The sequence below is a fragment of the Microbispora sitophila genome (assembly GCF_014892245.1).
GTDB lineage: Bacteria > Actinomycetota > Actinomycetes > Streptosporangiales > Streptosporangiaceae > Microbispora > Microbispora siamensis.
The window spans coordinates 142,204-168,183 of sequence record NZ_JADBGC010000024.1; the positions used below are offsets into that span (position 1 = coordinate 142,204).

The 25,980-nt window shown below is 69.6% G+C and carries 28 protein-coding genes, 1 tRNA gene and 1 pseudogene; 21 read left to right on the forward strand and 9 right to left on the reverse strand.

What is annotated here, in order from left to right; all coding sequences use genetic code 11:
* The first annotated feature begins 41 nt into the window (after positions 1–41).
* Complete coding sequence (locus IL992_RS35160) at positions 42–1,187, forward strand: acetyl-CoA C-acetyltransferase (protein ID WP_193207624.1); 1,146 nt, start codon at positions 42–44, stop codon at positions 1,185–1,187.
* A gap of 83 nt (positions 1,188–1,270) precedes the next feature.
* Here the strand turns inward: IL992_RS35160 and IL992_RS35165 are convergent, their stop codons facing one another.
* Complete coding sequence (locus IL992_RS35165) at positions 1,271–2,038, reverse strand: SDR family oxidoreductase (protein WP_193207625.1); 768 nt, start codon at positions 2,036–2,038, stop codon at positions 1,271–1,273.
* A 105-nt stretch (positions 2,039–2,143) separates the two neighbouring features.
* Between IL992_RS35165 and IL992_RS35170 the strand changes: the two genes are divergently transcribed.
* The 3 genes from IL992_RS35170 to IL992_RS35180 all read left to right on the forward strand — a co-directional run bounded on the left by IL992_RS35170 (position 2,144) and on the right by IL992_RS35180 (position 3,619).
* Positions 2,144–2,878 (forward strand): TetR/AcrR family transcriptional regulator, encoded by a 735-nt coding sequence (locus tag IL992_RS35170; RefSeq protein ID WP_319019027.1) that lies wholly within the window; start codon positions 2,144–2,146, stop codon positions 2,876–2,878.
* A 141-nt stretch (positions 2,879–3,019) separates the two neighbouring features.
* Positions 3,020–3,232 carry a PDDEXK family nuclease gene (locus IL992_RS35175; RefSeq protein ID WP_193207626.1) on the forward strand — a complete coding sequence of 71 codons (213 nt, stop codon included), beginning with the start codon at positions 3,020–3,022 and terminating at the stop codon, positions 3,230–3,232.
* The gene (locus tag IL992_RS35180) at positions 3,233–3,619 is read left to right on the forward strand and encodes a Uma2 family endonuclease (RefSeq protein ID WP_193207627.1); all 387 of its coding nucleotides are present in this window, start codon (positions 3,233–3,235) and stop codon (positions 3,617–3,619) included.
* Between the two features lie 100 nt (positions 3,620–3,719).
* Here IL992_RS35180 and IL992_RS35185 read toward each other — a convergent pair whose 3' ends face one another.
* From IL992_RS35185 to IL992_RS35205, 5 genes are all read right to left on the reverse strand, one after another.
* Entirely contained in the window at positions 3,720–3,866 is a 147-nt protein-coding gene (locus IL992_RS35185; protein ID WP_193207628.1) for a hypothetical protein, read from the reverse strand.
* A 226-nt stretch (positions 3,867–4,092) separates the two neighbouring features.
* The gene (locus IL992_RS35190; protein ID WP_193207629.1) at positions 4,093–5,970 is read right to left on the reverse strand and encodes an acyl-CoA dehydrogenase family protein; all 1,878 of its coding nucleotides are present in this window, start codon (positions 5,968–5,970) and stop codon (positions 4,093–4,095) included.
* 40 nt (positions 5,971–6,010) lie between these two features.
* Positions 6,011–7,396 carry a sensor histidine kinase gene (locus tag IL992_RS35195; RefSeq protein ID WP_193207630.1) on the reverse strand — a complete coding sequence of 462 codons (1,386 nt, stop codon included), beginning with the start codon at positions 7,394–7,396 and terminating at the stop codon, positions 6,011–6,013.
* A 10-nt stretch (positions 7,397–7,406) separates the two neighbouring features.
* Positions 7,407–8,105 carry a response regulator transcription factor gene (locus IL992_RS35200; RefSeq protein ID WP_193207631.1) on the reverse strand — a complete coding sequence of 233 codons (699 nt, stop codon included), beginning with the start codon at positions 8,103–8,105 and terminating at the stop codon, positions 7,407–7,409.
* A gap of 78 nt (positions 8,106–8,183) precedes the next feature.
* Positions 8,184–8,915, reverse strand: a complete 732-nt coding sequence (locus IL992_RS35205) for a class I SAM-dependent methyltransferase (RefSeq protein WP_193207632.1) — start codon at positions 8,913–8,915, stop codon at positions 8,184–8,186.
* Between the two features lie 257 nt (positions 8,916–9,172).
* Between IL992_RS35205 and IL992_RS35210 the strand changes: the two genes are divergently transcribed.
* Both IL992_RS35210 and IL992_RS35215 read left to right on the forward strand, forming a co-directional pair.
* Complete coding sequence (locus tag IL992_RS35210) at positions 9,173–9,715, forward strand: RNA polymerase sigma factor (RefSeq protein ID WP_193207633.1); 543 nt, start codon at positions 9,173–9,175, stop codon at positions 9,713–9,715.
* Positions 9,699–10,466: a hypothetical protein gene (locus IL992_RS35215; protein ID WP_226874297.1), complete on the forward strand. Its 768-nt coding sequence runs from the start codon at positions 9,699–9,701 to the stop codon at positions 10,464–10,466. The genes IL992_RS35210 and IL992_RS35215 overlap by 17 nt, the downstream gene beginning before the upstream one ends.
* 9 nt (positions 10,467–10,475) lie before the next feature.
* Here the strand turns inward: IL992_RS35215 and IL992_RS35220 are convergent, their stop codons facing one another.
* Positions 10,476–11,495, reverse strand: a complete 1,020-nt coding sequence (locus IL992_RS35220; protein WP_193207634.1) for an adenosine deaminase — start codon at positions 11,493–11,495, stop codon at positions 10,476–10,478.
* 74 nt (positions 11,496–11,569) lie between these two features.
* Here IL992_RS35220 and IL992_RS35225 point away from each other — a divergent pair, with 74 nt between their 5' ends.
* The 3 genes from IL992_RS35225 (at position 11,570) to IL992_RS35235 (ending at position 14,251) form a co-directional block, all read left to right on the forward strand.
* Positions 11,570–12,070, forward strand: coding sequence for a SigE family RNA polymerase sigma factor (locus IL992_RS35225; protein ID WP_079319144.1), 501 nt, complete (start codon positions 11,570–11,572; stop codon positions 12,068–12,070).
* Complete coding sequence (locus tag IL992_RS35230; protein ID WP_193207635.1) at positions 12,067–13,077, forward strand: PASTA domain-containing protein; 1,011 nt, start codon at positions 12,067–12,069, stop codon at positions 13,075–13,077. The genes IL992_RS35225 and IL992_RS35230 overlap by 4 nt, the downstream gene beginning before the upstream one ends.
* A 313-nt stretch (positions 13,078–13,390) precedes the next feature.
* Positions 13,391–14,251, forward strand: coding sequence for an ATP-binding protein (locus tag IL992_RS35235; protein ID WP_193207636.1), 861 nt, complete (start codon positions 13,391–13,393; stop codon positions 14,249–14,251).
* 167 nt (positions 14,252–14,418) lie between these two features.
* Here the strand turns inward: IL992_RS35235 and IL992_RS35240 are convergent, their stop codons facing one another.
* Positions 14,419–15,624 (reverse strand): pyridoxal phosphate-dependent aminotransferase, encoded by a 1,206-nt coding sequence (locus IL992_RS35240; protein ID WP_193207637.1) that lies wholly within the window; start codon positions 15,622–15,624, stop codon positions 14,419–14,421.
* A 235-nt stretch (positions 15,625–15,859) separates the two neighbouring features.
* Between IL992_RS35240 and IL992_RS35245 the strand changes: the two genes are divergently transcribed.
* The 6 genes from IL992_RS35245 to IL992_RS35270 all read left to right on the forward strand — a co-directional run bounded on the left by IL992_RS35245 (position 15,860) and on the right by IL992_RS35270 (position 19,083).
* A tRNA-Trp gene (locus IL992_RS35245) sits at positions 15,860–15,932 on the forward strand.
* A gap of 75 nt (positions 15,933–16,007) precedes the next feature.
* Positions 16,008–16,265: a preprotein translocase subunit SecE gene (gene secE / locus IL992_RS35250; RefSeq protein ID WP_030510284.1), complete on the forward strand. Its 258-nt coding sequence runs from the start codon at positions 16,008–16,010 to the stop codon at positions 16,263–16,265.
* A gap of 55 nt (positions 16,266–16,320) precedes the next feature.
* On the forward strand, positions 16,321–17,094 hold the full coding sequence (gene nusG, locus IL992_RS35255; RefSeq protein WP_319019028.1) for a transcription termination/antitermination protein NusG: 774 nt from the start codon (positions 16,321–16,323) through the stop codon (positions 17,092–17,094).
* 94 nt (positions 17,095–17,188) lie between these two features.
* Entirely contained in the window at positions 17,189–17,620 is a 432-nt protein-coding gene (gene rplK, locus IL992_RS35260; RefSeq protein ID WP_193207638.1) for a 50S ribosomal protein L11, read from the forward strand.
* A gap of 122 nt (positions 17,621–17,742) precedes the next feature.
* Positions 17,743–18,456 (forward strand): 50S ribosomal protein L1, encoded by a 714-nt coding sequence (gene rplA / locus IL992_RS35265; RefSeq protein ID WP_079319151.1) that lies wholly within the window; start codon positions 17,743–17,745, stop codon positions 18,454–18,456.
* 129 nt (positions 18,457–18,585) lie between these two features.
* On the forward strand, positions 18,586–19,083 hold the full coding sequence (locus IL992_RS35270) for a MarR family winged helix-turn-helix transcriptional regulator (protein WP_193207639.1): 498 nt from the start codon (positions 18,586–18,588) through the stop codon (positions 19,081–19,083).
* 7 nt (positions 19,084–19,090) lie between these two features.
* On the opposite strand, the gene IL992_RS35275 is transcribed toward IL992_RS35270, so the two are convergent.
* The gene (locus tag IL992_RS35275) at positions 19,091–20,308 is read right to left on the reverse strand and encodes an amidohydrolase family protein (RefSeq protein ID WP_193207640.1); all 1,218 of its coding nucleotides are present in this window, start codon (positions 20,306–20,308) and stop codon (positions 19,091–19,093) included.
* 179 nt (positions 20,309–20,487) lie between these two features.
* Here IL992_RS35275 and IL992_RS35280 point away from each other — a divergent pair, with 179 nt between their 5' ends.
* The 6 genes and pseudogenes from IL992_RS35280 to IL992_RS35305 all read left to right on the forward strand — a co-directional run.
* Entirely contained in the window at positions 20,488–21,333 is an 846-nt protein-coding gene (locus tag IL992_RS35280) for a LolA-like protein (RefSeq protein ID WP_193207641.1), read from the forward strand.
* Between the two features lie 223 nt (positions 21,334–21,556).
* Complete coding sequence (gene rplJ / locus IL992_RS35285) at positions 21,557–22,081, forward strand: 50S ribosomal protein L10 (RefSeq protein WP_193207642.1); 525 nt, start codon at positions 21,557–21,559, stop codon at positions 22,079–22,081.
* Between the two features lie 78 nt (positions 22,082–22,159).
* Entirely contained in the window at positions 22,160–22,555 is a 396-nt protein-coding gene (gene rplL, locus IL992_RS35290) for a 50S ribosomal protein L7/L12 (protein WP_079319156.1), read from the forward strand.
* Positions 22,556–22,752: 197 nt separating this feature from the next.
* Positions 22,753–23,241, forward strand: coding sequence for a hypothetical protein (locus IL992_RS35295; protein ID WP_193207643.1), 489 nt, complete (start codon positions 22,753–22,755; stop codon positions 23,239–23,241).
* Positions 23,238–23,744 carry a hypothetical protein gene (locus tag IL992_RS35300; RefSeq protein WP_319019029.1) on the forward strand — a complete coding sequence of 169 codons (507 nt, stop codon included), beginning with the start codon at positions 23,238–23,240 and terminating at the stop codon, positions 23,742–23,744. The genes IL992_RS35295 and IL992_RS35300 overlap by 4 nt, the downstream gene beginning before the upstream one ends.
* Positions 23,745–24,164: 420 nt before the next feature.
* Positions 24,165–25,980: pseudogene (locus IL992_RS35305) on the forward strand (DNA-directed RNA polymerase subunit beta); the annotation flags it as partial.

Below are 25,980 nucleotides of genomic sequence, written 5' to 3' on the forward strand. Positions count from 1 at the left end.
TCTCACTAACCGAACATTGCTCGGTTTCCTATGGAGGCACTGTGGCAGAGGCGTACATCGTCGGGGCGGTCCGCACGCCGGTCGGCAAGAAGAAGGGCGGGCTCTCCACGGTCCACCCGGTCGACCTGGCCGCCCACACTCTCTCCGCGCTCGTCGAGCGCACCGGCGTCGACCCCGCCGCCGTGGACGACGTGATCATGGGCTGCGTCATGCAGTTCGGCCCGCAGTCCATGGACATCGCACGCAACGCGTGGCTCAGCGCGGGCCTCCCGGAGACCGTGGCCGGAGTCACGATCGACCGGCAGTGCGGCTCGTCGCAGCAGGCCATCCACTTCGCCGCGCAGGGGGTGCTGTCGGGCACGCAGGACCTGGTCGTGGCGGCCGGCGTCGAGTCGATGTCGATCGTCCCGATGGGATCGAGCATCTCGGCGGCCTTGGAGAAGGGCATGCCGTTCCCGTTCGGCGACAAGTGGGTCGAGCGGTACGGCAAGCAGGAGATCTCCCAGTTCCGCGGCGCGGAGCTGATGTGCGAGAAGTGGGGCCTGGAGCGTGACGAGCTGGAGCGCTACGCCTACGAGAGCCACCAGCGGGCCGCGAAGGCGATCGCCAACGGCCACTTCAAGGACCAGATCGCCCCGGTCAACGGCGTGACCGACGACGAGGGTCCCCGGCCGGACACCACGCTGGAGAAGATGGCCGAGCTGAAGACCCTGCGCGAGGGCGGCAAGATCACGGCGGCCACCTCTTCGCAGATCTCCGACGGCTCCGGCGCGCTGCTCATCGCCTCGGAGCAGGCGGTGCGCGACCACGGCCTGGTCCCGCGCGCCCGGATCGTGACGCTGACGCTGGTCGGCGACGACCCGGTCTACATGCTCACGGCACCGATCCCGGCCACCCGGAAGGCGCTGGCCAAGGCGGGGCTCTCGATCGGGGACATCGACGTCATCGAGATCAACGAGGCGTTCGCCCCGGTGCCGCTGGCCTGGCTCAAGGAGATCGGGGCCGATCCGGCACGGACCAATCCCAACGGCGGCGCGATCGCGCTGGGGCACCCGCTGGGCGGCACCGGCGCGATCCTCATGACCAAGCTCCTGCACGAGCTTGAGCGCACCGGTGGGCGGTACGGTCTGCAGACGATGTGCGAGGGCGGCGGCCAGGCCAACGTCACGATCATCGAGCGTCTCTGACCGTTCGCGCGAAAAGGGCACCCCGGATCATTCCGGGGTGCCCTTTCTGCGTGGTCGGCTACTACGGCTCTCGGCGTCCGTCCTCAGATGCGGGGGCCGAGGAAGGTGCCGCCGGTGGCGTCGATGATGTCGCCGGTGATCCAGCGGGCGTCGTCGGAGGCGAGGAAGGCCACGATGTCGGCGATGTCGGACGGCTGGCCGATGCGGTTGAGCGCGGAGGCCGTCGCGGTGAGCGCCTCGATCTCCGGGCTGGAGTGGATCCAGGCGTTCGGTTCGGTGTCGGTGACGCCGGGCGCCACCGTGTTGACGGTGATGCCTCGTTCGCCCACCACATGGGCCAGCGTCCTGCCGAGCACGTTGATCGCGCCCTTGGCCATCGAGTAGGCGAGTTCGTGGGCGATGGCGATGCGGGTGTCGGCGGAGGAGATGTTGATGATGCGGCCGCCGTCGCGCAGCCGGGGCAGAGCCCGCTGGATGATGAAGAACGGCGCGCGCACGTTGAGCGCGATCAGCCGGTCGAACTCCTCGGGAGTCGTCCGGTCGATCGAGCCGGTTCCCATCGCGCCGCCCGCGTTGTTGACCAGGATGTCCAGCGGCCGCCCGGCCAGGCCCTCCTCCAGCCCGGCGAACAGCGTGTCGACGTCGCCGGGCAGGCCGAGTTCGGCCCGGACGGCGAAGGCGCGGCCGCCCGCCTGCTCGATCGTCGCGACCGTCTCCTTGGCCGCGGGCTCGTTGCGGCCGTAGTGCACGGCGACGTACGCGCCGTCCGCCGCCAGTCGCTGGGCGATCGCCCGGCCGATTCCCCGCGAACCACCGGTGACCAGCGCCGTCTTACCCGCGAGCTTGCTCATTTCGTCCATCTCCTCAGCTCATGCGCAAACTGTTTATGCCGCACACTGTTTTGTCTATGTTATATACAGTTCCGGGAAGAGGGTCAAGGCGAATCGGGAGGGCCGGTGGCGGCGAAGGGTGACAAGGGCGGCGGCGATCTCGCCCGCGGCATGGACCTGCTCTGGGGGACGGCCGACAGACCCAGCCGGGGCCCGAAACCGAGCATGTCCGTGGAGCGGATCACCGGGACCGCGATCGAGATCGCCGACGCCGAGGGGCTGGCGGCCGTCTCCATGCAGCGCATCGCCGCCGCCTTCGGCTTCACGACGATGTCGCTGTACCGGTACGTGCCGGGCAAGGCGGAGCTGGTCGCCCTCATGATCGATACGGCGATCGGCGACCGCCCCGATCTGGAGTCGGTGCCGGGCGGATGGCGTGACCGGCTGGCGGAATGGGCCCGGCAGTGCCTGCGGCTCTTCGTGCGCCATCCCTGGCTGCTCGAGGCCACCGGCGGGCATCGCCTCATGGGGCCGAACGAGCTGGGCTGGCTCGACGCCGCGCTCGCCGTCCTCGCGGACGCCGGTTTCCCGCCGGTCGAGCAGCACGACGCGTTCGTGCTGCTCAACGGGCACGTCCGCAGCGTCGCGCAGAACATCGCGGGAGCCGATCGGCTACGCGTCGACGAGTGGTCGGCCGCCCTCGGGGAACGGCTGCGCCGGCATGGCGACCGCTATCCGGCCCTCGTCGCGGCCATGCGGGGCGGCGGCTACTCCCAGCCGGCGGCCGAGCCCCTGGAATTCGGGCTGCGCTGCCTGCTCAACGGGCTCGAGAAGCTCCTGACCGAGACGCCGGGCCGCTGACGTGAAGAAAGGGCGCCCCGGCTCATCCCGCGGTGCCCTTTCTGCGTGGCCGGCGTCGTACGGTGCCGAGGCCCGGTCCTCGTGGGCTCGCTGGGTTACGCTGAGTCGTGACGCGTGGGAATCCGGGGCGAAGGAGGCGGGATGAGCGTCGCTTATGATGACCGAGAGCACTCCTATCACCACGGTCCGTACACGATCGCCGACCTGGATCGCATGCCCAGGGACGCTCGGTACGAGCTCGTCGACGGATGGATCGTCATGTCCCCCTGGCCCAGCATTCGTCACGACCACGCGGTCCGGAATTTGCGGTCCCGGCTGGAAGCGGCGGTCGCGCATGCCGATGCCGATCTCTAAGTGAACGGCCCGGTCGACGTGTTCACGTCGACCGGGATACGCGTGCCCGATGTCGCGGTCGTCGACGGCAAGGCCGTCCGGCGCGCGGTCGAGCGAGACGAACGCGCATATCAGGGAGTGGACCTGCTTCTCGTGGTCGAGGTCGTCTCCCGGGAGAGCGCCGGTGAGCGTACCGACAGGTACGAGAAGCCCAGCGAATACGCCAAAGCGGGGATCCCCCAGTATTGGGTGGTGGACCTGGAGCCCAAGCCGAACATCACGGTCTGGACGCTGGCGCCGGGTCATGGCGTCTATCGGCGGGTCGAGCGTGTCTTCGCCGGGGACCTGCTGGAGGTGCGTGCCCCGGTCGAGCTCGCCATCGATCCGGCGGTGCTCCTTTCGGTCTGAGCCGGGGCCTCGTCACCCCTGCAACCGAGAGGACGGCAGGCATGGACGCCAAAAGGGCACCCTGGATCACTCCCGGGGTGCCCTTTTGCCGCGAAGCGGCTTACTTGGCTCTCGGCAGCCGCCGCGGCTGCCGCACCGGCCGCATGGGCGGGGCGGGGATCTGACGCGGCGGCGGGAAGGAACGCTGGGGCTGCGGCGTGCGCGGGTTCTGCTGCTTGCCGCCCTTGCTGGACGCGCGAGTACGCATACGGGATCTCCTTGTACGTCGGGAACGCGGCACCGAGGTGCCATCACTCAGCTGCCGCGTCGGATGGACAGGGCCGGAAAGCTGAGCGGATCAGCGGCTCAGAGGGCTGATCAGCGGTCGCCGTACAGAATCCACATGCCGGTGACCCTAACAAGGCGCCGCGTCCCCGGACAAAGGGTTTTTCGTGCGCACGGCCCCGCCCCGAACCGGGACGGGGCCGTGGCGTTCAGCCGATGCGCCGGTGGACGTCCTCGAACATGGACGGCCCGGTGCGCTGGGGGGCGATCCACGGGCCCTCCAGCGACGGATCGACGATGCCCTCCTCCATGAACGTGTAGCGCCCGTCGAGCACCCGCCGGGCCAGCCGTACGTCCATGGCGTCGGTGTTGTCCCACAGCCGGTCGAACAGCGCCTCGGCCCGCTGCCGGGCCTGGTGGCAGAAGGTGTCCGCCAGCTCGTACGGCTTGCGCCCGAACTCGGCCGAGTCCTCCTGGGCGCGCACGCAGACCGCGGTGATGGCGAACAGTTCGGCGCCGATGTCCACGATCCGCGACAGGAAGCCCTGCTTGTGCTCCAGCCGCGCCTGCCAGCGGGACATGCCGTAGAACGTCGACCTGGCGAGCTTGCGGCTCGTCCGCTCGACGTAGCGCAGGTGCTGGGCCAGCGGGCCGAACTCGGCGTACGACGTGGGCACCTGGCCGGGCCCGGTCACCAGGCTCGGCAGCCACCTGGCGTAGAAGGCGCCGGCCCGGGTGGCCGCCCGCCCCTTGGCCCGCAGACCGGCCTTCGGATCGACGAGCCCGCCCGCGACCGACAGGTGCGCGTCCACCGCCTCGCGGGCGATGAGCAAATGCATGATCTCGGTCGAGCCCTCGAAGATCCGGTTGATCCGCAGGTCGCGCAGCATCTGCTCGACGGGCACGCCGCGCTCGCCGCGAGCGTGCAGCGACTCGGCGGTCTCGTAGCCGCGACCACCTCTCATCTGCACCAGTTCGTCCATCACCCGCCAGGACATCTCCGAGCCGTACAGCTTGGCGAGCGCGGCCTCGATACGGATGTCGTTGCGTTCGTCGTCGGCCATCCGGCTGGCGAGGTCCACAACGGACTCCAGCGCGTACGTGGTGGCGGCGATGAAGGCGACCTTGCGGGCCACCGCCTCGTGCTGGCCGACCGGCCGGCCCCACTGGACCCGCTCGCGCCCCCACTCGCGGGCGATCTTGGTCGCCCACTTCGCCGCGCCGACGCAGGTGGCCGGCAGGGAGAGGCGCCCGGTGTTGAGCGTGGTCAGAGCGATCTTCAGGCCCTGGCCCTCGCGGCCGATCAGGTTCTCCACCGGCACGCGCACCTGGTGGAAGCGGGTGACGCCGTTCTCGATGCCGCGCAGGCCCATGAACTGGTTGCGGTGCTCGACGGTGATGCCGGGGGAGTCGGCCTCTACCACGAAGGCCGAGATCTTGGTGCCGGTCCTGGCCATCACGACCAGCAGGTCGGCCACCACGCCGTTGGTCGTCCACAGCTTGACGCCGTTGATCACGTACGCGTCGCCGTCACGGACGGCGGTCGTGGACAGCCGGGCGGGGTCGGAACCGACGTCCGGCTCGGTCAGCAGGAAGGCGGTGATCTCGCCCCGGGCGCAGCGGGGCAGGAAGCGGCGCTTCTGCTCGGGGGTGCCGAACAGCCGCAGCGGCTGCGGAACCCCGATGGACTGGTGGGCCGACAGCAGCGCGCTGAGCGCGGGGGAGCACGACGTGACGAGTCCCAGCGCCCGGCAGTAGTACAGGTGGCTCAGCCCCAGCCCGCCGTACTCCTCCTCGATGGTCATGCCGAACGCGCCGATCGCCGCCAGGCCCTTGATCACCTCGTCCGGAATCACGGCGGTGCGCTCGATGAGCGCGGGATCGACCTTCTCCTGCAGGAACGCCCGCAGGGCCCGCAGGAAGTCGTCGCCCTTCTTGATCTCCTCCTCGGTGAGGCGGGGGGCGGGATGCACGAGGTCCAGCCGGAAGTCCCCGAGGAAGAGCTGTTTGCCGAAGCTCGGGCGGGTCCACTCCGTCTCGCGCGCCTGCTCGGCCACCTCCCTGGCCTTGGCGTAATCGGTCGTCATCGTCGACCTCCTCGGCGGTGAAACGAGCTGTGCCCGTTTACTACCCGCCAGTAGCCTCTTGCATCGCGGGGAGCGCGATGTGTACGGCCGTCCCTTCGCCGGGGGAGGAGACGATCCGGCATCGGCCGCCGTGTGCCTCCACGATGGCCTTCACGATCGACAGGCCGAGCCCCGCCCCGCCGGACAGGTGGTCCTCTCCGCGCTGGAAGCGGTCGAAGGCGCGTTCGGCCTGCTCCGGGCTCATCCCCGGCCCGGTGTCGCGCACCTCGATCGTCACCGACTGCGGGGCGCGCAGCAGCCGTACGGTGGCCCGGGTTCCCTCGGGCGTGTGCGCCCGCACGTTGCTCAGCAGGTTGACGAGCACCTGGCGGACCCTGGCCTCGTCCACCGTCGCGACCAGGGACGGCGGGGCCTCCACCGTGACCGGGTGCGCGGGGTCGATAGCGGCCGAGTCGGCGGCCACCTCACGGGCCATCTCGGCCAGGTCGGTCTCGTCGAGCGCGAGGGCGGCGCCCCGGTCGAGCCGCGCGAGTTCCAGCATCTCGCCCACCAGGCGGCCCATGCGGTCGGCCTCGGCCTCGATCCGTCCCATGATCTTGGGCATGTCCTCGGCCGGGATCGCCCCGGCCCGGTACAGCTCCGCGTACCCGGAGATGGTCGACAGCGGGGTGCGCAACTCGTGGGAGGCGTCGGCGGCGAACCGGCGCACGCGGTCCTCCGACGCCTGGCGGTCGCGGAAGGCGTCGGCGATCCGGTCGAGCATGAGGTTGATCGCGGCGCCGAGCCTGCCGACCTCCGACGGCCCCTCGGGCATCCGTGCCGACAGGTCGCCTCCCTCGGCCACGAGGTGCGCGGTCCGCGCCATCTTGCCGAGTGGCGCAAGGCCGCCGGCGATCAGCAGCCGGCCGCCCGCGGCCAGCAGCAGCATCAACACCCCGCCGGTCGCCAGTTCGCTGATCAGGAGGTGGCGCACCGGATCGTCGACCGCGTCCAGGGGCACCGCGATGACCGTCAGCCGCAGACCGCTCGGCGACAGGGCCGCGGCCGCGAGCAGGTCGTGCCCGCCGCTCGGGTCGAGGTCGAAGGTGCGGCCCTGCGCGGCGTACGCCAGCAGCCTGTCCTTGCCCAGCGCCTCGGCCAGGTTGGGGACGGCCCCGGCCTCGTCGGCGTCGCCGCCGACCAGATGCGCGTGTCCGGCTGACAGGTTGTAGACGGCGACGGCGTAGGTGGAGCCGGTCAGCGCCTGGTCGAGCGGGTCCCCCTCGACCACCCGGCGCGCCGCCGTGACGGTCGCCGCCACCACCTGCCCCTCCAGCCGCGTACGCAGGTGCCCGCGCAGGACGACGACGCTGACGAGGGAGAACACGACGAGCAGGACCGCGCTCACCCCGAGCAGCCCGGCGAGCAGGCGCGTCCTGAGCGACATCATGGGTCCGTCACATGTCCTGGGGCGGGCGCAACGAGTATCCGATGCCGCGCTGGGTGTGGATCAGCGGTGGGCCGAGCGGGTCGAGCTTGCGGCGCAGGTAGGAGATGTAGGTCTCCAGCACCTGCGAACTCCCGCCGTAGCCCCAGACCTCCTCGAGCAGGCGCCGCTTGGTGAGCACCAGGCCGGCGTTGGCCATCATGAAGGCCAGGAGGCGGAACTCGGTCGGCGACAGGTCCACGGGGACGCCGCCGCGCCGCACCTCCCAGCGCGCCTCGTCGAGCTCCAGGTCGGCGACCCGGAGGATCGGCCCGTGCGCCCGCTCGGCCGCCTCCGGCACGGTCGTACGGCGCAGCACGGCGCGGATCCGCGCGACCAGCGCCTCGACGGAGAAGGGCTTGGTGACGTAGTCGTCCCCGCCGAGGGTCAGCCCGCGCACGGTGTCGGCGACCGCGTCGCGGGCGGTGAGGAAGATCACGGGAGGGTGCACGCCGTCGGCCCGGATCCGCCGGCACACCTCGAAGCCGTCGATGTCGGGCAGCATGACGTCGAGGACGACCAGGTCGGGCTGGTTCCTCAGCACCTCGCCGAGCGCCGCGGCCCCCGTGCCCACGGCCGTCACCCGGAAGCCGTGGAACCTGAGGGCGACTTCCACGATGTCCCGGATGTTTGGCTCGTCCTCGACGACGAGGATCCTGGTTTCACTCATGGGGGACCCATTGTGCAGGTAGGAGGCATTTGTCGCACAATTTGGGTCTCCGTGGCCGCTCCGCGCGGCCCTCGCGCGTCAGCGCGGGACGCGGGCCACGCAGAACACGGTCTGGCCGAACGGCGGGCGGACGAACCGCTCGATGAGCCGGGTCAGCGGCACGACGGTGCGGTCGTAGATCTTGACGAGCCGGGGGTCGGGGTAACCCACGCCGCCCCGCCGTACGGCCGCCCACCAGGCGATGCCGCCGAGGAAGTTGATCGGTTTGAGCACCTGGACGTCGAGGCCGGCGTCGGTGACGGTCTTGCGCAGCGTGGCGGGGGTGTAGCGGGTGACGTGCCCCACCTTGCGGTCGAAGTCCCCGTAGAGCTGCATGTAGCCGGGCACCCAGATGATGATCCGGCCGCCGGGAACGGTCACCCTGGCCAGCGACCGCAGCGCCTCGGCGTCCTCCTCGATGTGCTCCAGGACGTTCATCATCACGACGGTGTCGACCGGGTCGGCCAGCGGGATCTCGGTCGGCAGGCCGAACTGGAGCACCGACACGTCGTCGCGGTCGGCGAACCTCTTGCGCAGCTGCTCCACGCAGTAGGGATCGAAGTCGCTCACCACGAGCCTGTCCAGGCGCGGCAGGAACTGCTCGGCGAAGTGTCCGAGCCCCGAGCCGATCTCCAGGAGCGACCGACCGACGTGCGGCGCGACCATGTCGAACTCGTATTGCCGGTAGTTCTTGGCCTCGTCGCCGCCGAGGTGGTTCTCCAGAGCCTCGTCCCCGGCCGCCGGCTGGACTACTCGGTCATACCCAGACATAGGATCCTCGATCTGCACGCTGACGGTCGTGGAAAGTGTAGTGCCCGCCCCATCGGCGGGTGTCCGCTTCGCCGGAGGGGCCGCCGATGAGGGCTTCGGGCGGCGCTGTTCTTTCGGTGGCGCTGTTCTTCAGACAGCACCGGTTCTTCAGACAGCACCGGTTCTTCAGGCAGCACCGGTTCTTCAGGTAGCACTGTGGACGGGATGCCCACCTGATCGTAGGCTTCACCTCCGTTCCGATCCCCCGATTGCCCCTGATGGACGACGACGAGGCAGTGACCCGCGCCCTGGCCGGTGACCTTGACGCCTACGAGGTGCTGGTCACCCGATACAGCGCGCTCGCCCACCGTACGGCGAGCCTGCTCGGTGCGGCCGACGAGGCGGAGGACGTCGTCCAGGAGGCCTTCGTCAAGGCATTCCGCCACCTCAGAAGCTTCCGCCGAGGCTCGGCCTTCCGCCCCTGGCTGCTGCGCATCGTGGCCAACGAGACCCACGACCTCACCCGGTCGCGCGGCCGCCGCTCCGACCTCGCCGTACGGCTGGGCCGCGAGCGGGAGCCGTACGGACCGGAGGACCCGCTGAGCGCGGCCGTGGACGCCGACGGCAGGACCCGCCTGCTGGAGGCCGTGCGCGCGCTGCCCGAAGGGGAACGCGAAGCCGTGGTCTGCCGGTATTTCCTGCAGTTGTCCGAGGCGGAGACGGCCGAGGTCCTCGGCGTGCGGCTCGGCACGGTGAAGTCGCGGACGTTCCGGGCCCTGCGGCGCCTGCGGGAGGAGGTGGGCCGTGAGCACCTCGGATGACGACGCTCCGATCCCACCGGAGGACCTTGAGGCGCGGCTGCGGGCCCTCGGCGCCGGCCTGGCCGTGCCCCCCGCGCCGCCTCCCGCCGACGTCGCGCGTGCCGTACGCGCCCGCCTCGAAGACGGCAGGGCTCAAGACGGCAGGGCTCAAGACGGCAGGGTTCAGGAACACAGGACATGGCGGCCGTCGCCGCGCGTGGCGGCAGCGGCGGTGGCGGTGCTGATGGCCGTGCTGCTCGGGGCCACCCCGCAGGGCCGGGCCGCGGTCGTGTCGGTGCTGCGCTTCGCGGGCGTCGAGATCCACGTCGGCGGAGCCGGGCCGCTGCCCACGGGAGTGCCGAGCCCGTTGCCCGGCGAGCGCCGGGTGACGCTGGAGGAGGCGCGGCGGACCGCTCGCTTCCCCGTCGCCGTGCCGTCCGCGCTCGGCGAACCGGCCGACGTCCGCCTCGCCGACGGTGGCCGGGTGGTGACACTCCTGTGGCCGGGTGTCCGGCTCGACGAGTTCGACGGCACGCTGGGCGTCGTCTGGCGTAAGGAACTCGGAGAACCGTTCCCGGAGCAGGTGAGCGCTCTCGGCGGCTGGTGGATCCAGCAGCCCCACGGGGTGTCGTACGTGCCGTCGGGTGGCGGCGCGCCGCGGGAGGAGCGGGTGGCCGGGCCGACGCTCATCTGGCAGCACAGGCTGGTCGGCCTGCGGCTGGAGGGACCGGACCGCGCCGAGGCCGTGCGGATCGCCTCCTCGGTCCGATGAACCGGAGATTCACTCGGGGGAGGCGAGCCAGGCGTCGATCTCGCTGAGCAACTCCTTCTTGAGCGCGTCGGGCGCCGTCGACGACCGGATCGACTGCCGGGCGAGTTCGGCGATCTCCGCGTCGGCGAAGCCGTAGACGTCCCTCGCGAGCTCGTACTGCGGCAGCAGCCGGGCGCCGAACAGCAGCGGGTCGTCGGCGCCGAGGGCGATCGGCACTCCAGCCTCGAACAGCCGGCGCAGCGGCACGTCCTCGGGGTGTTCCGCCACCCCGAGACCCACGTTGGACAGCGGGCACACCTCGCAGGTGATCTGCCGGTCGGCCAGCCGCTCCATCAGGCGGGGCGACTCGGCCGCGCGCACCCCGTGACCGATCCGGTCGGCGCCCAGGTCGTCGAGGCACTCGGCGACGCTCGCCGCGCCCAGCAGTTCTCCGCCGTGCGGCACCGCGAGCAGCCCCGCGCGCTTCGCGATGCGGAAGGCGTGCTCGAAGTCCCTGGCCCGGCCGCGCCGCTCGTCGTTCGACAGGCCGAAGCCCACCACGCCTTTGCCCTCATAGTGTGCCGCCAGGCGGGCCAGCGTCCTGGCGTCGAGCGTGTGCCGGGTGCGGTTGGCCGCCACGATCACCGCCATGCCGATCCCGGCCTCCCTGGCCGCCTTCTCCGTCGCGTCGAGGACGAGTTCGAGGGTCTCGGTCAGCCCGCCGAAACGCTGGGCGTACCCGGACGGGTCGACCTGGATCTCCAGCCAGCGCGACCCCTCCCGGGCCTCGTCCTCGGCGGCCTCACGCACCAGGCGGTAGACGTCCTCGGGGCGGCGCAGCACCGACCGCGCGATGTCGTACAACCGCTGGAACCTGAACCAGCCGCGCTCGTCGGTCGCCCGCAGTTTCGGCGGCCAGTCCTCCACCAGCGCGTCGGGGAGGTGGACGCCCTGCTCCCGGGCGAGCTCGATCAGCGTCGAATGCCGCATCGAGCCGGTGAAGTGGAGGTGCAGATGTGCTTTGGGGAGCGTGTCTAGTGGACGTGCCATCTCCATATGTTGCCGCATGCCGCTCTCAACCCGTCGCCGGGTTGGCGCGTTGGGGAGGGACGAAAGGGGAGCTCATGACCGAAGAAGACGAGGCGGCCTTCGACGAGTTCCTGGCCGCGCGCAGCACCGCCCTCCTGCGCACCGCGATCCTGGTCTGCGGGGCCTCGGCGTCCGACGCCGAGGACATGGTCCAGAACGCGCTGGAGAAGGTCTACCGGCACTGGCCGCGCATCCGGCACGACAACCCCGAGGCGTACGCGCGCCGGGTCGTGGTGAACGGCGCGATCAGCAAGGCCAGGCGGCGCAAGGTGCTCCAGGAGATCACCTTCGCCCAGCCGCCGGAGACGCCCGTGGAGTCGCCCGACCTCGGCCTGCGGGACGTGCTCGTCACCGAACTCAGGAAGCTGCCGGCCCGGATGCGGGCCGTACTGGTCCTGCGCTACTGGGAGGACCTGTCGGAGGCCGAGACCGCGGCGCTGCTCGGCTGCTCGGTCGGCACCGTCAAGAGCCAGGCCGCCCGAGGTCTGGCACGCGTGCGCGCACGCATGGAGAACCTGGAAGGAGCGTCCGCATGAACGTCGAAGAGGCGCTGAAGGATGCCATGGCCGCTCAGGTCGCCGGCGTGCACGCGTCGCCGTCGCTGGGCCAGGCCGTCCGGCGGCGCAACCGCCGCCACGTGGTCAGGTTTCGTACGGCAGGCGCGGCCGTGCTCACCGCGGCGGTCGCCGTGGGCGTGCCCGTGGCGTTGACCGCCCGGCCCGACACCGCCCCGGCCGCCGGCAGCCTCGCCGGGACCGGCGCCGCGGGCCCGGGAGCCCCGGCCGGCCCCGCGACAGGCCCCGCGACGGGCTCCGACGACATGATCGCCACGCCGGGAGGTGTCGTCCCCGACGTGGTCGGCAAGAGCGCCGCGGAGGTCAACGCCCTCCTGAAAGAGGCCGGCTACACGGTGAGAGTCACGAAGGTCGTCACCGACGAGGCCCCGGCGGGGACGGTCTTCGCCCAGATGCCGCAGCCCGGGACGGCCGCTCCCGCCGGGGCGGCGGTCACGATCACGATCGCCACGGCCGCCGCCCCGACTCCCGCCGACACGACGGGCACCAAGGACCCGCAGGTGCCCCAGGACCTCGGCGACCTGGGGGACGGCCGGACGCTCGGCGGTGTGCACGTCGGCTACCTGCCCGAGGGGCTCGAATGGGGCAAGTGGTCCGGCAAGGACGGGTTCGGCAAGCGGAGCTACACCACGAGCTGGGTGGAGCCCGGACTCGAACCCGGCATGTACAGCGTCCAGATGATCGTCTATCGGAAGGACGCCGCGAGCGTGCTGACCAAGCGCATGCAGGGCTACGCCGCGCAGGGCGCCAAGCCGATCGAGGCCGGCGGCAGGAAGGCGTACCTGGTCAGCCTGTCGGAGGGCGGTGACCAGATCAACGAGGGCGGCACCCGGACGATCGTGTGGACCCTCGCCCCCGGCGTCGGGGTCGAGGTCATGATCAGCCCTGACTACGCGGCCAAGCTCGGCGAGGCCGCGGCAGACAAGGAGCTCAAGAAGATCGCCGCCGGAGTCGCCCTGGACAAGTGACACCGGTCCGTCCCCACGCCTCCGCGCCCGCCCGTGGGCCCGGAGGCGTCGGTCGTACCGGGTCACCGCAGTGGGTCGTCTTTGTACTGCAGCCTGGGTCATCTTTGTACTGGGGTGCTGGGTCGCATTGGTAGCGGGCCCCAATGAGCCGCGATTCCTACATCCCGCGGATGGTAGATCCGATCATCGAAGGCGTCTTCGGGTCGCTGCCGGCGATCATGTTGGTCGGTCCGCGGGCCACCGGGAAGACCACGACGGCGATTCGCCACGTCGAAACGGTGGTGCGGCTCGACCGGGACAGTGAGAACGTCGGATGGGGCTGGCGGTCAAGGAGGTCGAGCGCAAGACCGGGAGACCTCCTTTCGCCGACCTTCTCGCCCAGGGGCGGGTGGAGGAACTCGCCGCACCGGCTCAGCCGCCCGACCTGGCCGGCTACATCGGCTTCGCGTTGCGCAGCGGCTTCCCCGAGGCCCAGCGGATGCCCGCTTCCGTGCGAGTGCGGTGGCTGGACAGCTACATCGAGCAGACCCTCACGCGGGGCATCGAGACCCTCGGCGGACGGCGCGACCCCGTCCGTCTCCGGTCCTATCTGGAGGCGCTGGCTCTCAACACCGCGGGTGTGGTCACGGACAAGACGCTCTACGACGCGGCGGCCGTCAACGCCCGCACGGGAGAGGCGTACGAGCGCCTCCTTCGAGACCTCCTCATCGTCGACAAGGTTCCCGCGTGGTTCAGCAACCGGCTGAAGCGGCTGATCCGCGGGCCCAAGCGATATCTCGTCGACCCGGCCCTGGTCGCTGCCCTGCTGCGGGTGGACGGACAGGCGGTTCTCAATGACGGCGATTTACTCGGCCGGTTGCTCGACACCTTCGTGGTCCAGCAACTCCGCGCGGAGGTGCCGGTGTGCGACAGCCGGCCCCGCATCCACCACCTGCGTCAGGACCAGGGACGGCACGAAGTCGACATCGTCCTGGAGCTCGGCATGGGACGAGTGATCGGGATCGAGGTCAAGGCGGTCGCCACCCCACGCCACGACGACGCCAAGCACCTGCGGTGGCTGCGCGACGAACTGGGGGACCGCTTCGTGGCCGGCGTCGTCCTGCACACCGGTCCGCACATCCATCAGATGGACGAGAAGATCGTCGCCGCTCTCATCTGCGTCCTCTGGTCCTGAAAACATCCCTGTGCCGACTGCCGGAGATGTCCGCAGCTACACAGTGCCAGGTCATCGGCATGACGAAGGCCCGGTCCCGCTTCTGGGGATCGGGCCTTCGCGTGGGTTCGTGACGTCCTGGCGGCCTCGACGCTCGGTGCGCCTCGATGCTCGGTGGGCCTCGGTTTTCAGTGCGCCTCGGCCAGGAGCTTGGCCACCCGGCTGACGCCCTCGACGAGGTCGTCGTCGCCGAGCGCGTACGACAGGCGGAAGTAGCCGGGGGTGCCGAACGCCTCGCCGGGCACCAGCGCGACCTCGGCCTCCTCCAGGATGAGCTCGGCCAGCTCGGCCGAGGTCTGCGGGCGCTTGCCGCGGATCTCCTTGCCCAGCAGCGCCTTGACCGACGGGTACGCGTAGAACGCGCCGAACGGCTCGGGGCAGACCACGCCGGGGATCTCGTTGAGCATCCGGACCATGGTCTGGCGGCGCCGGTCGAACGCCGCGCGCATCTGGGCGACGGCCGACAGGTCGCCGGAGACGGCGGCGAGCGCGGCGGCCTGGGCGACGTTGGAGACGTTCGAGGTGGCGTGGGACTGCAGGTTCGTCGCCGCCTTGACCACGTCGGACGGACCGATCAGCCAGCCCACCCGCCAGCCGGTCATCGCGTACGTCTTGGCCACGCCGTTCAGCACGACGACCCGGTCGCGCAGCTCGGGCACGGCGGTGGCGATGCTGGAGAACTTCGCCTCGCCGTAGACCAGGTGCTCGTAGATCTCGTCGGTCACGACCCACAGGCCCTTGCCCAGCGCCCAGCGGCCGATCTCCTCGACCTGGGCGGGGGAGTAGACGGCCCCCGTCGGGTTGGACGGCGAGACGAACAGCAGCACCTTGGTGCGGTCGGTCAGCTTCTCCTCGAGCTGCTCGACCGAGGCCAGGTAGCCGGTCGTCTCGTCGGTGACCACGTCGACCTGGACGCCGCCCGCGAGCTTGATCGCCTCCGGGTACGTCGTCCAGTAGGGGGCCACGACCAGGACCTCGTCACCGGGGTCGAGCAGCGTGGCGAACGCCTCGTAGACCGCCTGCTTGCCGCCGTTCGTCACCAGGACCTGGGCGGCCTCGACCTGGAACCCGCTGTCGCGCAGCGTCTTGTCGGCGATCGCCTGCTTGAGCTCGGGCAGGCCCCCGGCCGGCGTGTACTTGTGGAACCTGGGGTTCCGGCACGCCTCGACGGCCGCCTCGACGATGTAGTCGGGCGTGGGGAAGTCGGGCTCGCCGGCGCCGAAGCCGATGACCGGGCGACCGGCCGCCTTCATCGCCTTGGCCTTGGCGTCCACGGCCAGAGTCGCGGACTCGGAGATCGCGGATATACGTGCGGAGATGCGAGGTCGGGTCATGCCTCCATCGTTCCAGACGCGCCACGCGGTTTCGTCTCCATATCCAGGATGCGGACCGGTTCGCACGGTAGCTTTAGACCGCACACGAACGGGACTCGGGCCGCCTCCGGGCGGTGCGGCGACCACGTGGTTCGACGGAGTGGTGAATCCCGCGTACACTTCACCGACTAGTGGGCCACGTGAACGGCGCGACGGACGCTTCAGGGCGTTTCTCGGGTATCGTGGTGCACGGCTTAGGGCACTAGCGCAATTGGTAGCGCACCGGTCTCCAAAACCGGCGGTTGGGGGTTCGAGTCCCTCGTGCCCTGCGGAGTGCGGTCCGCGCAACAATGGCGTGAAAGCGCGCCGCAACTGCGACGGACACGACGGATCAGGTGAGGACTGTGGCGATCGACACCCGCGGTGAAACCGCTGGCAAGCCAGGCAAGCCGACCAGTGAGAAGAAGGCAAAGCGCACCTCGCCCGCTCTGTTCTACCGGCAGGTCGTCGCCGAGCTGCGCAAGGTCATCTGGCCCCGGCGCAATGACCTGATCTCGTACACCGTAGTTGTCCTGGTCTTCGTTGTGATCATGGTTGGGCTCGTGTTCGGGATCGATACGCTGCTGGGTAAGGCAGTGCTCTGGCTCTTCGGCGGATCCTGATCCCGCCCGAGACGTCACAGCACGTCAAGACACCAAGCGAAGAAGGAAGAGTCCCGTGTCCGAGTCCCCGATGCCGGCCGACCGCTCCCATGACGAGCATGACGAGTGGGGCACCGAGCAGGACGAGGCCGTAGCAGAGGTCGAGGAGACCACGGTCGCCGACTCAGACGGCGGTGACGGCGGCGAAGACTCGGCCGAGGCCGCCGCTCAGGTCGACGAGGACGGTGACGTCCTCCCGGATGTCGACCCGGTCGAGGAGTTCAAGCGTCAGCTTCGCGGCCAGTTCGGCGAGTGGTACGTCATCCACTCGTACGCCGGTTACGAGAACCGCGTGAAGCAGAACATCGAGAGCCGTATCGGGTCCCTCAACATGGAGGACTACATCTTCCAGGTCGAGGTGCCGACCCACACGATCACGGAGTTCAAGGGCGGCAAGAAGACTCCGATCAAGGAGCGTGTGCTTCCCGGTTACGTCCTGGTCCGGATGGACCTGACCGACGAGTCCTGGGCCGCGGTGCGCAACACGCCCGGTGTGACCGGCTTCGTCGGCCTGTCCAACAAGCCGAGCCCGCTGAACCTCGACGAGGTCGCCAAGCTGCTCGCCCCGGAGCCTTCCGAGGAAGTCAAGAAGGCCACGACCAAGACGACCACCGCGACCGTCGACTTCGAGGTCGGCGAGTCCGTGACGGTCATGGACGGGCCGTTCGCCACGCTGCCGGCCACGGTCAGCGAGATCAGCGCCGAGTCGCAGAAGCTCAAGGTCCTCGTCTCGATCTTCGGCCGAGAGACCCCGGTCGAGCTGTCGTTCAACCAGGTCTCGAAGATCTGACCGCCTCGCGTAGACTCGATAGCCGTCCTCACGCACGCCCTGCTTCGGCGTGCCTGTGAGGCTTTTGTAGGACAAAGGACCCGGAGAAGGACAAATGCCTCCAAAGAAGAAAGTCGCGGCACTGGTGAAGGTCCAGCTTCCCGCTGGACAGGCCACGCCCGCGCCGCCGGTCGGTACCGCGCTCGGTCCGCACGGCGTCAACATCATGGACTTCGTCAAGCAGTACAACGCGGCGACGGAGGCCCAGCGGGGCAACATCATCCCCGTTGAGATCACCATCTTCGAAGACCGCACCTTCACCTTCGTCACGAAGACGCCGCCGGCGCCCGAGCTGATCAAGAAGGCCGCCGGTCTGCAGAAGGGCAGCGCGAACCCGCACAAGGACAAGGTGGGCAAGCTGACGCGCGAGCAGCTTCGCCAGATCGCCGAGACCAAGATGCAGGACCTCAACGCGAACGACGTCGAGGCCGCCGAGAAGATCATCGCCGGCACCGCCCGCTCCATGGGCATCACCATCGCCGACTGACTCTCAGCGATATCGCGAGGGCCCATGGGAGCCCGGAGCCGCCTTGCCGCAGGTGAGGCAATCAAACGCAGTGGGAGGGCCGAAGCGCGGGCCCGGACCACGATCTCCACGAGGAGTATGAAGTGAAGCGCAGCAAGAACTGGAAGAACGCGGCGGCCGAGGTCGACCGTACGGCCCTGTACGCCCCGCTCGACGGCGTGCGGCTGGCCAAGAAGACCGCCACCACGAAGTTCGACGCCACCGTCGAGGTCGCCCTGCGGCTGGGCGTCGACCCGCGCAAGGCCGACCAGATGGTCCGCGGCACCGTCAACCTCCCGCACGGCACCGGCAAGACCGCCCGGGTCCTGGTCTTCGCGACCGGTGACCGTGCCGAGGAGGCCCGCGCGGCGGGCGCCGACATCGTCGGCTCCGACGAGCTGATCGACGAGGTGTCCAAGGGCCGTCTCGACTTCGACGCGGTCGTCGCCACCCCGGACATGATGGGCAAGGTCGGCCGTCTGGGCCGCGTGCTCGGCCCCCGCGGCCTCATGCCGAACCCGAAGACCGGCACCGTCACGCCCGACGTGGCCAAGGCCGTCAGCGACATCAAGGGCGGAAAGATCGAGTTCCGGGTCGACCGGCACGCGAACCTGCACTTCATCATCGGCAAGGCGTCCTTCGACGACCGTCAGCTCGTGGAGAACTACGCCGCGGCGCTGGACGAGGTGCTGCGTCTCAAGCCGTCGGCGGCCAAGGGCCGTTACCTCAAGAAGGTCACCTTCACCACGTCCATGGGCCCGGGCATCCCGGTCGACCCGAACGTGACGCGGGCGATGACCGCCGAGATCGACGCCTGAGCCGTTCGTCTCGGCCGATACGACGAAGGAAGCCCCTGCCCTCTCCGGGCGGGGGCTTCCGTGCGTCTTGGACGGATCACGAGGCTTTCGTACGTCTTCCGATGATCAGACGGCGAATAAACTCGGCGCGTGACCGAAGAGCGCAGGGATTCCGTCGATCACATCCTCGAGCAGTGGCGGCGCGAGCGGCCCGACCTGGACCTGTCGGCCATGGGGATCTTCGGTCGTGTCGCCCAGGTGACCCGGGTGGTCGAGGGAAGGGTCGAGGAGGTCCTCGACCGGCACGGCCTGCGCTCGGGGGACTTCGACGTGCTGGCCGCGCTGCGCCGTTCCGGTCCGCCGTACACGCTGATTCCGTCCGAGCTGTCGGACATGGTGATGATGTCGCGCGCGGGCATGACCAGCCGGCTCGACCGGCTGGAGGCCGCCGGGCTGGTCGAGCGCAGTCTCGACCCGGCCGACCGGCGCAGCTTCAAGATCACCTTGTCGGAGAAGGGACGCGAGGTCATCGACGCGACGCTCACCGACCATGCGGCGAACCTCGCCCGGCTTGCCTCGGGATTGGCCCCGCAGGACGCCGCCACGCTCGGCCGGTTGCTGCGCGACCTGCTGACCGCCCTCGCGTAGGCCGTACTCAGCCCCGGCTCTGCCGGACGCCCCGGCGCCAGACCGCCGCGATCGCACGGGTGGCGGTGATGTCGCGGGTCGGGTCGCCGTCCACCAGCAGCAGGTCCGCGCGCATGCCCGGTGCGATCCGCCCCCGGTCGTGGAGCCCGAAGTGCCGGGCGGGGACGCTGGTGGCCGTCGCGAGCGCCTCCTCGGGCGTGAGACAGGCCTCAATGAGGAGCGGCAGTTCGCGATGCATGCTCGCGCCGTGCAGCGGGGTGAAGAAGTTCGCGTCCGTGCCTGCCAGCAGGGGCACGCCCGCGCGGTGCAGGGCCAGGGCCGCGTGCGCGGCGTTCACCACTCCCTGGGGGTGCACGGGCACGGCGCCGGGGTCGTCGCGGACGGCCGCCCGCGCGTGCTCGGGCAGCCGTGACGCGACCCGCTCGTCTCGGACGAGTTCCGCCCCGCCCGTCCCGCCGGTGATCGCCTCGATGTAGCTCAGCGTGCTGACCACGAACACCCCGCGGGCGGCGGCCTGCGCCGCAAGCTTCTCGACGGCGGGATCACCGGGCGGGGCGTCGTGGACGACGTGCGCCAGGCCGTCGACTCCCGCCTCGATCGCGACAGTGGCGTCTCGTACGGTCGCCACGTGGGCGATGGTCGCCAGGCCCGCGGCGTGCCCGGCCTCGACGAGCGCGGCGACGACATCCGGGCCGAGGACCGGCAGGTCGAGCCCCGCCGCTGAGCCGTCGTCCACGACGATTTTCAGGTAGTCGATGCCCTCCGCCAGCCGGGCCTCGACGAACGCCTTCGCCTGCCCGGCATCGGCGATCGTGTCGAAGGGGCCCACGGCGTCGCCGAGGTGGGCGACGGCCGCGGCCTCGGCGGCCATGATCTGGCTGGGGTGGCCGTTCGGTGCGGTTGCCAGGACGCCGGCGCTGCGCAGGTCGGCCACGTCGTCCCGCTCGGCGGCGAGCCTGCGCTGCCTGGCGAGGTTGGACGGCAGGCAGAACATGTCGAGCTCCGTCGTCACCCCGAAGGCCAGCGCCTGGGCGAGCATGCCGTCGGAGACGTGGGTGTGCGCGTCGATCAGGCCGGGGAGGACCGTCCTGCCCGTTCCGTCGATCTCGACGTCCACCCGTCGTCCGTCGTACTCGGCGATGAGGTCGTCCTCGACGAGCACGTTCGTCCGGGGGATCGTCCGTTCGCCGTCGAAGACGCGCACGTCCCGAATCAGGGTACGCATGTGTGCCCTCTTCCCGTTCGACTCCAGATAGTACGAACTTTAACTATCGCGCCTCAAACTACCTTGATTGTGCAGGGATTGTGTAGGGCTCATGGTGGTTTGCCCGGCTGGAACGCGCTCGCGGCGTTAGGCGCATAGGGTCAAGGGCAGGTAAAGGGGGACACGAAGGGATGGACACAATGCGACGACTACTGGTGGCCGCGGGGGCGGTGGCCGCGATCACGGTCGCGGGATGCGGGACGACCGCGACTCCGTCTCTCCAGAACGCACAGCTCTCGGCGGCCGAGGTCATCCAGCAGACCGCGCAGAAGGCCGACGACGTCAACACCTATGCCGCGGACCTCGTGGTGAACGTCACCGACGCCAAGGGCGGTCAGGGTGGGGTCGTGCAGGGCACGATGCTCTACCAGAAGACCCCGCAGATCGCCTCCGACATCAACCTCAGCCGGGTGGCGTTCAACGGGCAGAACGTGCCCGGCGGCGTGCGGGTGATCGTCCAGGGCGACGTGGCGTACGTGAAGCTCGACATGCTCAAGACCCTGGTGGGCGCCACCAAGCCGTGGATCAGGCTCGACCTGAAGCAGCTCGGGTCGCAGGCCGGCGTGAACATCGACCAGTACCTCGCCCAGGCCCAGCAGTTCGACCTGAAGACGAGCGTCGCCATGCTCACGGCGTCCAAGGACGTCAAGTCGGTGGGCAGCGAGCAGGTCGGCGGGGTGGACACGACCCACTACTCGGGCTCGTTCCCGGTGGACGAGGCGGTCAAGCAGCTTCCCGAGGACCAGCGCGGCCGTCTGCAGGGCGAGCTCGCGAACGCCAAGGACGTCAAGTTCGACGCCTGGATCGACGCCCAGGGCCTGCCGCGCAAGGTCGAGCTGAACGGCGGCAAGCCGGACGCCGGCACGTTCAAGGCCACGGCGATGTTCAAGTCGTTCAACGAGCCGGTCTCGATCGAGGCGCCGGCCGCCGACCAGGTCGGTGAGCTGCCGCAGACGCTGCGGCAGCCGTCCGCCGCCGGAAGCTGATTTGGCGTCCTGCCGGTTGACAACGTAGTCTGTCTCCTGCCGAAGACCGCCGGTCGTCGCCGGGCGTATAGCCCGGTGACCGAAGGATCCACGTGAGTGGACGGCCCGCGTAGGTGTGGAGACGCTTGAGGACGTTTGACGTCCGTCCAAGCCCCGTGCGCCTGCGCCGGGGCTTGTCTGTTTTCTGAGGGCCTTCGCCGGCGGCACATCTGGAAGGAGGCCCATGGCGAAGGCGGAGAAGAGCGTCGCGATCGCCGAGCTCGAGAGCGAGTTCGAGGGATCCAGCGCCGCCGTTCTGACCGAATACCGCGGTCTCACCGTCGCTCAGCTCAAGCAGCTGCGCGTTTCTCTCGGTGGGAATGCGAAGTTCGCCGTGGCGAAGAACACGCTTACCAAGATCGCGGCCAACAACGCCGGGATCACCGTCCTGGACGACCTGTTCCAGGGCCCGACCGCCATCGCGTTCGTCAAGGGCGACGTCGTGGAGGCGGCCAAGGGTCTGCGTGACTTCGCCAAGGCCAACCCCCTCCTGGTGATCAAGGGCGGCGTCGTCGACGGCAAGTCGATGACCCCCGACGAGATCACGAAGCTTGCCGACCTTGAGTCCCGCGAGGTGCTCCTCGCGAAGCTGGCCGGCGCACTGAAGGCCAAGCAGTCCCAGGCTGCCGCCACCTTCGCCGCGCTGCCCACCACGATGGCTCGACTGGCCGAGGCTCTGCGCGCCAAGCGCGAAGAGGCCGGCGAGTAGGTCCGCGCAGCGGACGGGGGAAGCGCGCACCGCGGTCCCTTTACACGTTTTTTGCTAGATCCACTGGAGGAACACATCATGGCGAAGCTCAGCACCGACGAGCTGCTCGAGACCTTCAAGGAGATGACCCTCCTTGAGCTGTCCGAGTTCGTGAAGGTCTTCGAGGAGACCTTCGACGTCAAGGCCGCCGCTCCGGTCGCCGTCGCCGCCGCCCCGGCCGCCGGTGGCGCCGGTGCCGCCGCCGAGGAGGCCGAGGAGCAGGACGAGTTCGACGTCATCCTCGAGGCCGCCGGCGACAAGAAGATCCAGGTCATCAAGGAGATCCGCGCCCTGACGAGCCTGGGCCTCAAGGAGGCCAAGGACCTCGTGGACGGCGCTCCGAAGCCGGTCTTCGACGGCAAGGTCAACAAGGAGCAGGCCGAGAAGGCGAAGGCTGCCCTCGAGGGCGCCGGCGCCACCGTCACCGTCAAGTAAGACGGTCTCGTAACACGCTTCACCGAAGGGGCGGGTCCATCCAGGTGCCGGATGGGACCGCCCCTTTCGCATGCCCGGAAGTCGTACGGAATCCAGACCCTATGGGCAGGGCGGGGCCCGTTGATCTATCGTGCGGAATAGGATCCGCGCGACGTGAACGGGCCGAGACGACTACCGGGTGCTCAGGAGGTGCGGCGATGCGGCGCGCGCTGACCGTCGGGCTCGTCCTCCTCGTGGCCGCGCCGGCCCTTGCGGTCCACTATCTCGCCCGGGCCCGTACGGAGGCTCTCGCGGCGGCGGAGGACCGGGAGATGGCCGTACGGGCCGCCGCGGCGCATGCCGTGAGCCTCATGTCGATCGACCACCACCGCATCGACGACGACATCAAACGCGCGTTGGCGACCTCCACGGGTCCTGAGCGGGCGCAGTACGCCGCCGGGCAGGCGGCCCTTCGGGCTGCCACGCTGAAGAACAAGGCCGTCCAGACGGGGGTCCTGCGGGCCTCCGCGCTCGCCTCTCTCGACGGCGACCGGCGTACGGCACAGGTGCTGATCGTCGGCGACGCGGTGATCCACTGGGAGGACGGCAGGAAGGCCCCTCCGGAGGAGCGCTTCTTCCGCTGGCGCATGGACGTCACGAAGGCCTCGGGCCTGTGGCTGGTCTCGCGGGCGGAGCTGGTGCAGTGAGGCGCCTGCTGCGGGCGCTGACGGTCCTCGTGGCGGCCGGGCTGGCCGTCGCCGCCGTGTGGCTGCTGCTCGACCTACGCCGCCTCCAGGCCGCCGAGAGGGCGTCAGGGGAGGCGCTCTCGGCCGCCCGATCCTACGCGCCGGACATGTTGTCGTACGACTACCGTACGATCGAGCGGGACATGCTGAGGGCGGGCGCGCACGCCACCGGGGAGCTGGCGGAGCACTACCGGACGCTCGCCGCGACGCTCGGCCCGCAGGCGCGTGAGCGGCGGACGGTCCAGCACGCGGTCGTGGCCGCCGCCGGCGTGGAGTCGGCGACGCCGGAAGAGGTCCGGGTGCTGCTGTTCGTGAACATGGTCACGACACGGTCCGGCCCGGGTCAGGAGGAGCCGAAGCAGCAGGTCAGCCAGGGAAGGGCGCGCCTGGTCATGGTGACGCAGGGCGACGGCTGGCGGGCCTCCCGGCTGTCCACGCTCCTCGGTGACACGCCCGTCCCCTGAGCCCGTGGCTAAATTGTTAGTAAAGAAGACGTTTAGGCCGTGCCTGCAGGTGGGTATTCAGGGCACGGCGGCGTCGACCGACGGTCAGCGTTGGGCCGTTCGCGTGACTGAGCGTTACCCGTCTCCGGTCCCGGGTAGGGACTGGATCCCCGGCGCTCGCTCGGTCCCGAGGGCGGAAAAACCCAGCGTGACGCCTGTCGGTTAGGCGAAATGTCGGCTCTCGGGCTTGACGTTTCGGCGCTGACGGGTGATGCTGCCACCAACGTGGAGCGCAGAGCGATAGCGGAGTGGACAGGTGTATGCCGATCGGCTACACTGCCCCTTTGCGCTGCCCTTTGACGACCGTCTCTCTGAGTAACTCTTAGTCCTGGTCGTCTGGCGTGCGTGTAGTCAGTCCGCGAGCCCTCGGAAGGACATCTGTTGGCAGCCTCGCGCAACGCCTCCGCCGTACCCGCCGGTCCCCGAACCGTGTCGTTCGCACGCATCGAGGAGCCGCTCGAAGTACCCGACCTTCTCGCCCTGCAGACCGAGTCCTTCGACTGGCTGCTCGGAAACGAGAAATGGAAGGGCCGGGTTGAGGCGGCTCGCCAGGCCGGGCGCAAGGACGTCCCGGCCCAGTCGGGTCTCGAAGAGATCTTCGAGGAGATCAGTCCCATCGAGGACTTCTCCGGAACCATGTCCCTGTCGTTCCGGGACCACAGGTTCGAGCCGCCCAAGTACTCAGTCGATGAGTGCAAAGACAAGGACATGACCTACTCCGCCCCGATGTTCGTCACGGCGGAGTTCATCAATAACACCACAGGTGAGATCAAGAGCCAGACGGTGTTCATGGGCGACTTCCCGCTCATGACGTCGAAGGGCACCTTCATCATCAACGGCACCGAGCGTGTCGTGGTCTCCCAGCTCGTCCGGTCCCCGGGTGTCTACTTCGACCGCTCGGTCGACAAGACCTCGGACAAGGACCTGTTCGGCTGCCGGGTGATCCCGTCGCGCGGCGCGTGGCTCGAGTTCGAGATCGACAAGCGCGACAGTGTCGGCGTGCGCATCGACCGCAAGCGCAAGCAGCCCGTCACCGTGCTGCTGAAGGCGCTCGGCTGGACCAGCGACCAGATTCTGGAGCGTTTCGGCCAGTACGAGTCGATGCGGGCGACCCTGGAGAAGGACCACACCTCCGGCCAGGACGACGCGCTGCTGGACATCTACCGCAAGCTGCGTCCGGGCGAGCCGCCGACCAAGGAGTCGGCGCAGGCGCTGCTGGAGAACCTGTACTTCAACCCGAAGCGTTACGACCTGGCCAAGGTCGGCCGCTACAAGATCAACAAGAAGCTGGGCGTCCAGGCCGACATCACCCAGGGCACGCTCACCGACGAGGACATCGTGTCCACCATCGAGTACCTCGTCCGGCTGCACGCCGGTGAGGAGACGATGGGCCCGGAGGGCTCGGTGGTCGTCGAGACCGACGACATCGACCACTTCGGCAACCGCCGTCTGCGCAGCGTCGGCGAGCTGATCCAGAACCAGGTCCGGCTGGGCCTGGCCCGCATGGAGCGCGTCGTCCGCGAGCGCATGACCACGCAGGACGTCGAGGCGATCACGCCGCAGACCCTGATCAACATCCGCCCGGTCGTGGCGTCGATCAAGGAGTTCTTCGGCACCTCGCAGCTGTCGCAGTTCATGGACCAGACGAACCCGCTGGCCGGCCTGACGCACAAGCGGCGTCTGTCCGCCCTCGGCCCGGGTGGTCTGTCGCGTGAGCGGGCCGGCTTCGAGGTCCGCGACGTGCACCCGTCCCACTACGGCCGGATGTGCCCGATCGAGACGCCGGAAGGCCCGAACATCGGTCTGATCGGCTCGCTGTCCTCCTACGGGCGAGTCAACTCGTTCGGCTTCGTCGAGACCCCCTACCGCCGCGTCGTCGACGGCCGGGTCACCGACGAGATCGACTACCTGACCGCGGACGAGGAGGACCGGCACGTCGTCGCGCAGGCCAACACGGCCCTGAACGCCGACGGCACCTTCGCCGAGACCCGCGTGCTCGCCCGCCGTAAGGGCGGCGAGTTCGAGGCCGTCCACCCGTCCGAGGTCGACTACATGGACGTCTCTCCGCGCCAGATGGTGTCGGTGGCGACCGCCATGATCCCCTTCCTCGAGCACGACGACGCCAACCGCGCGCTGATGGGTTCGAACATGCAGCGTCAGTCGGTGCCTTTGCTGAAGAGCGAGGCGCCGCTGGTCG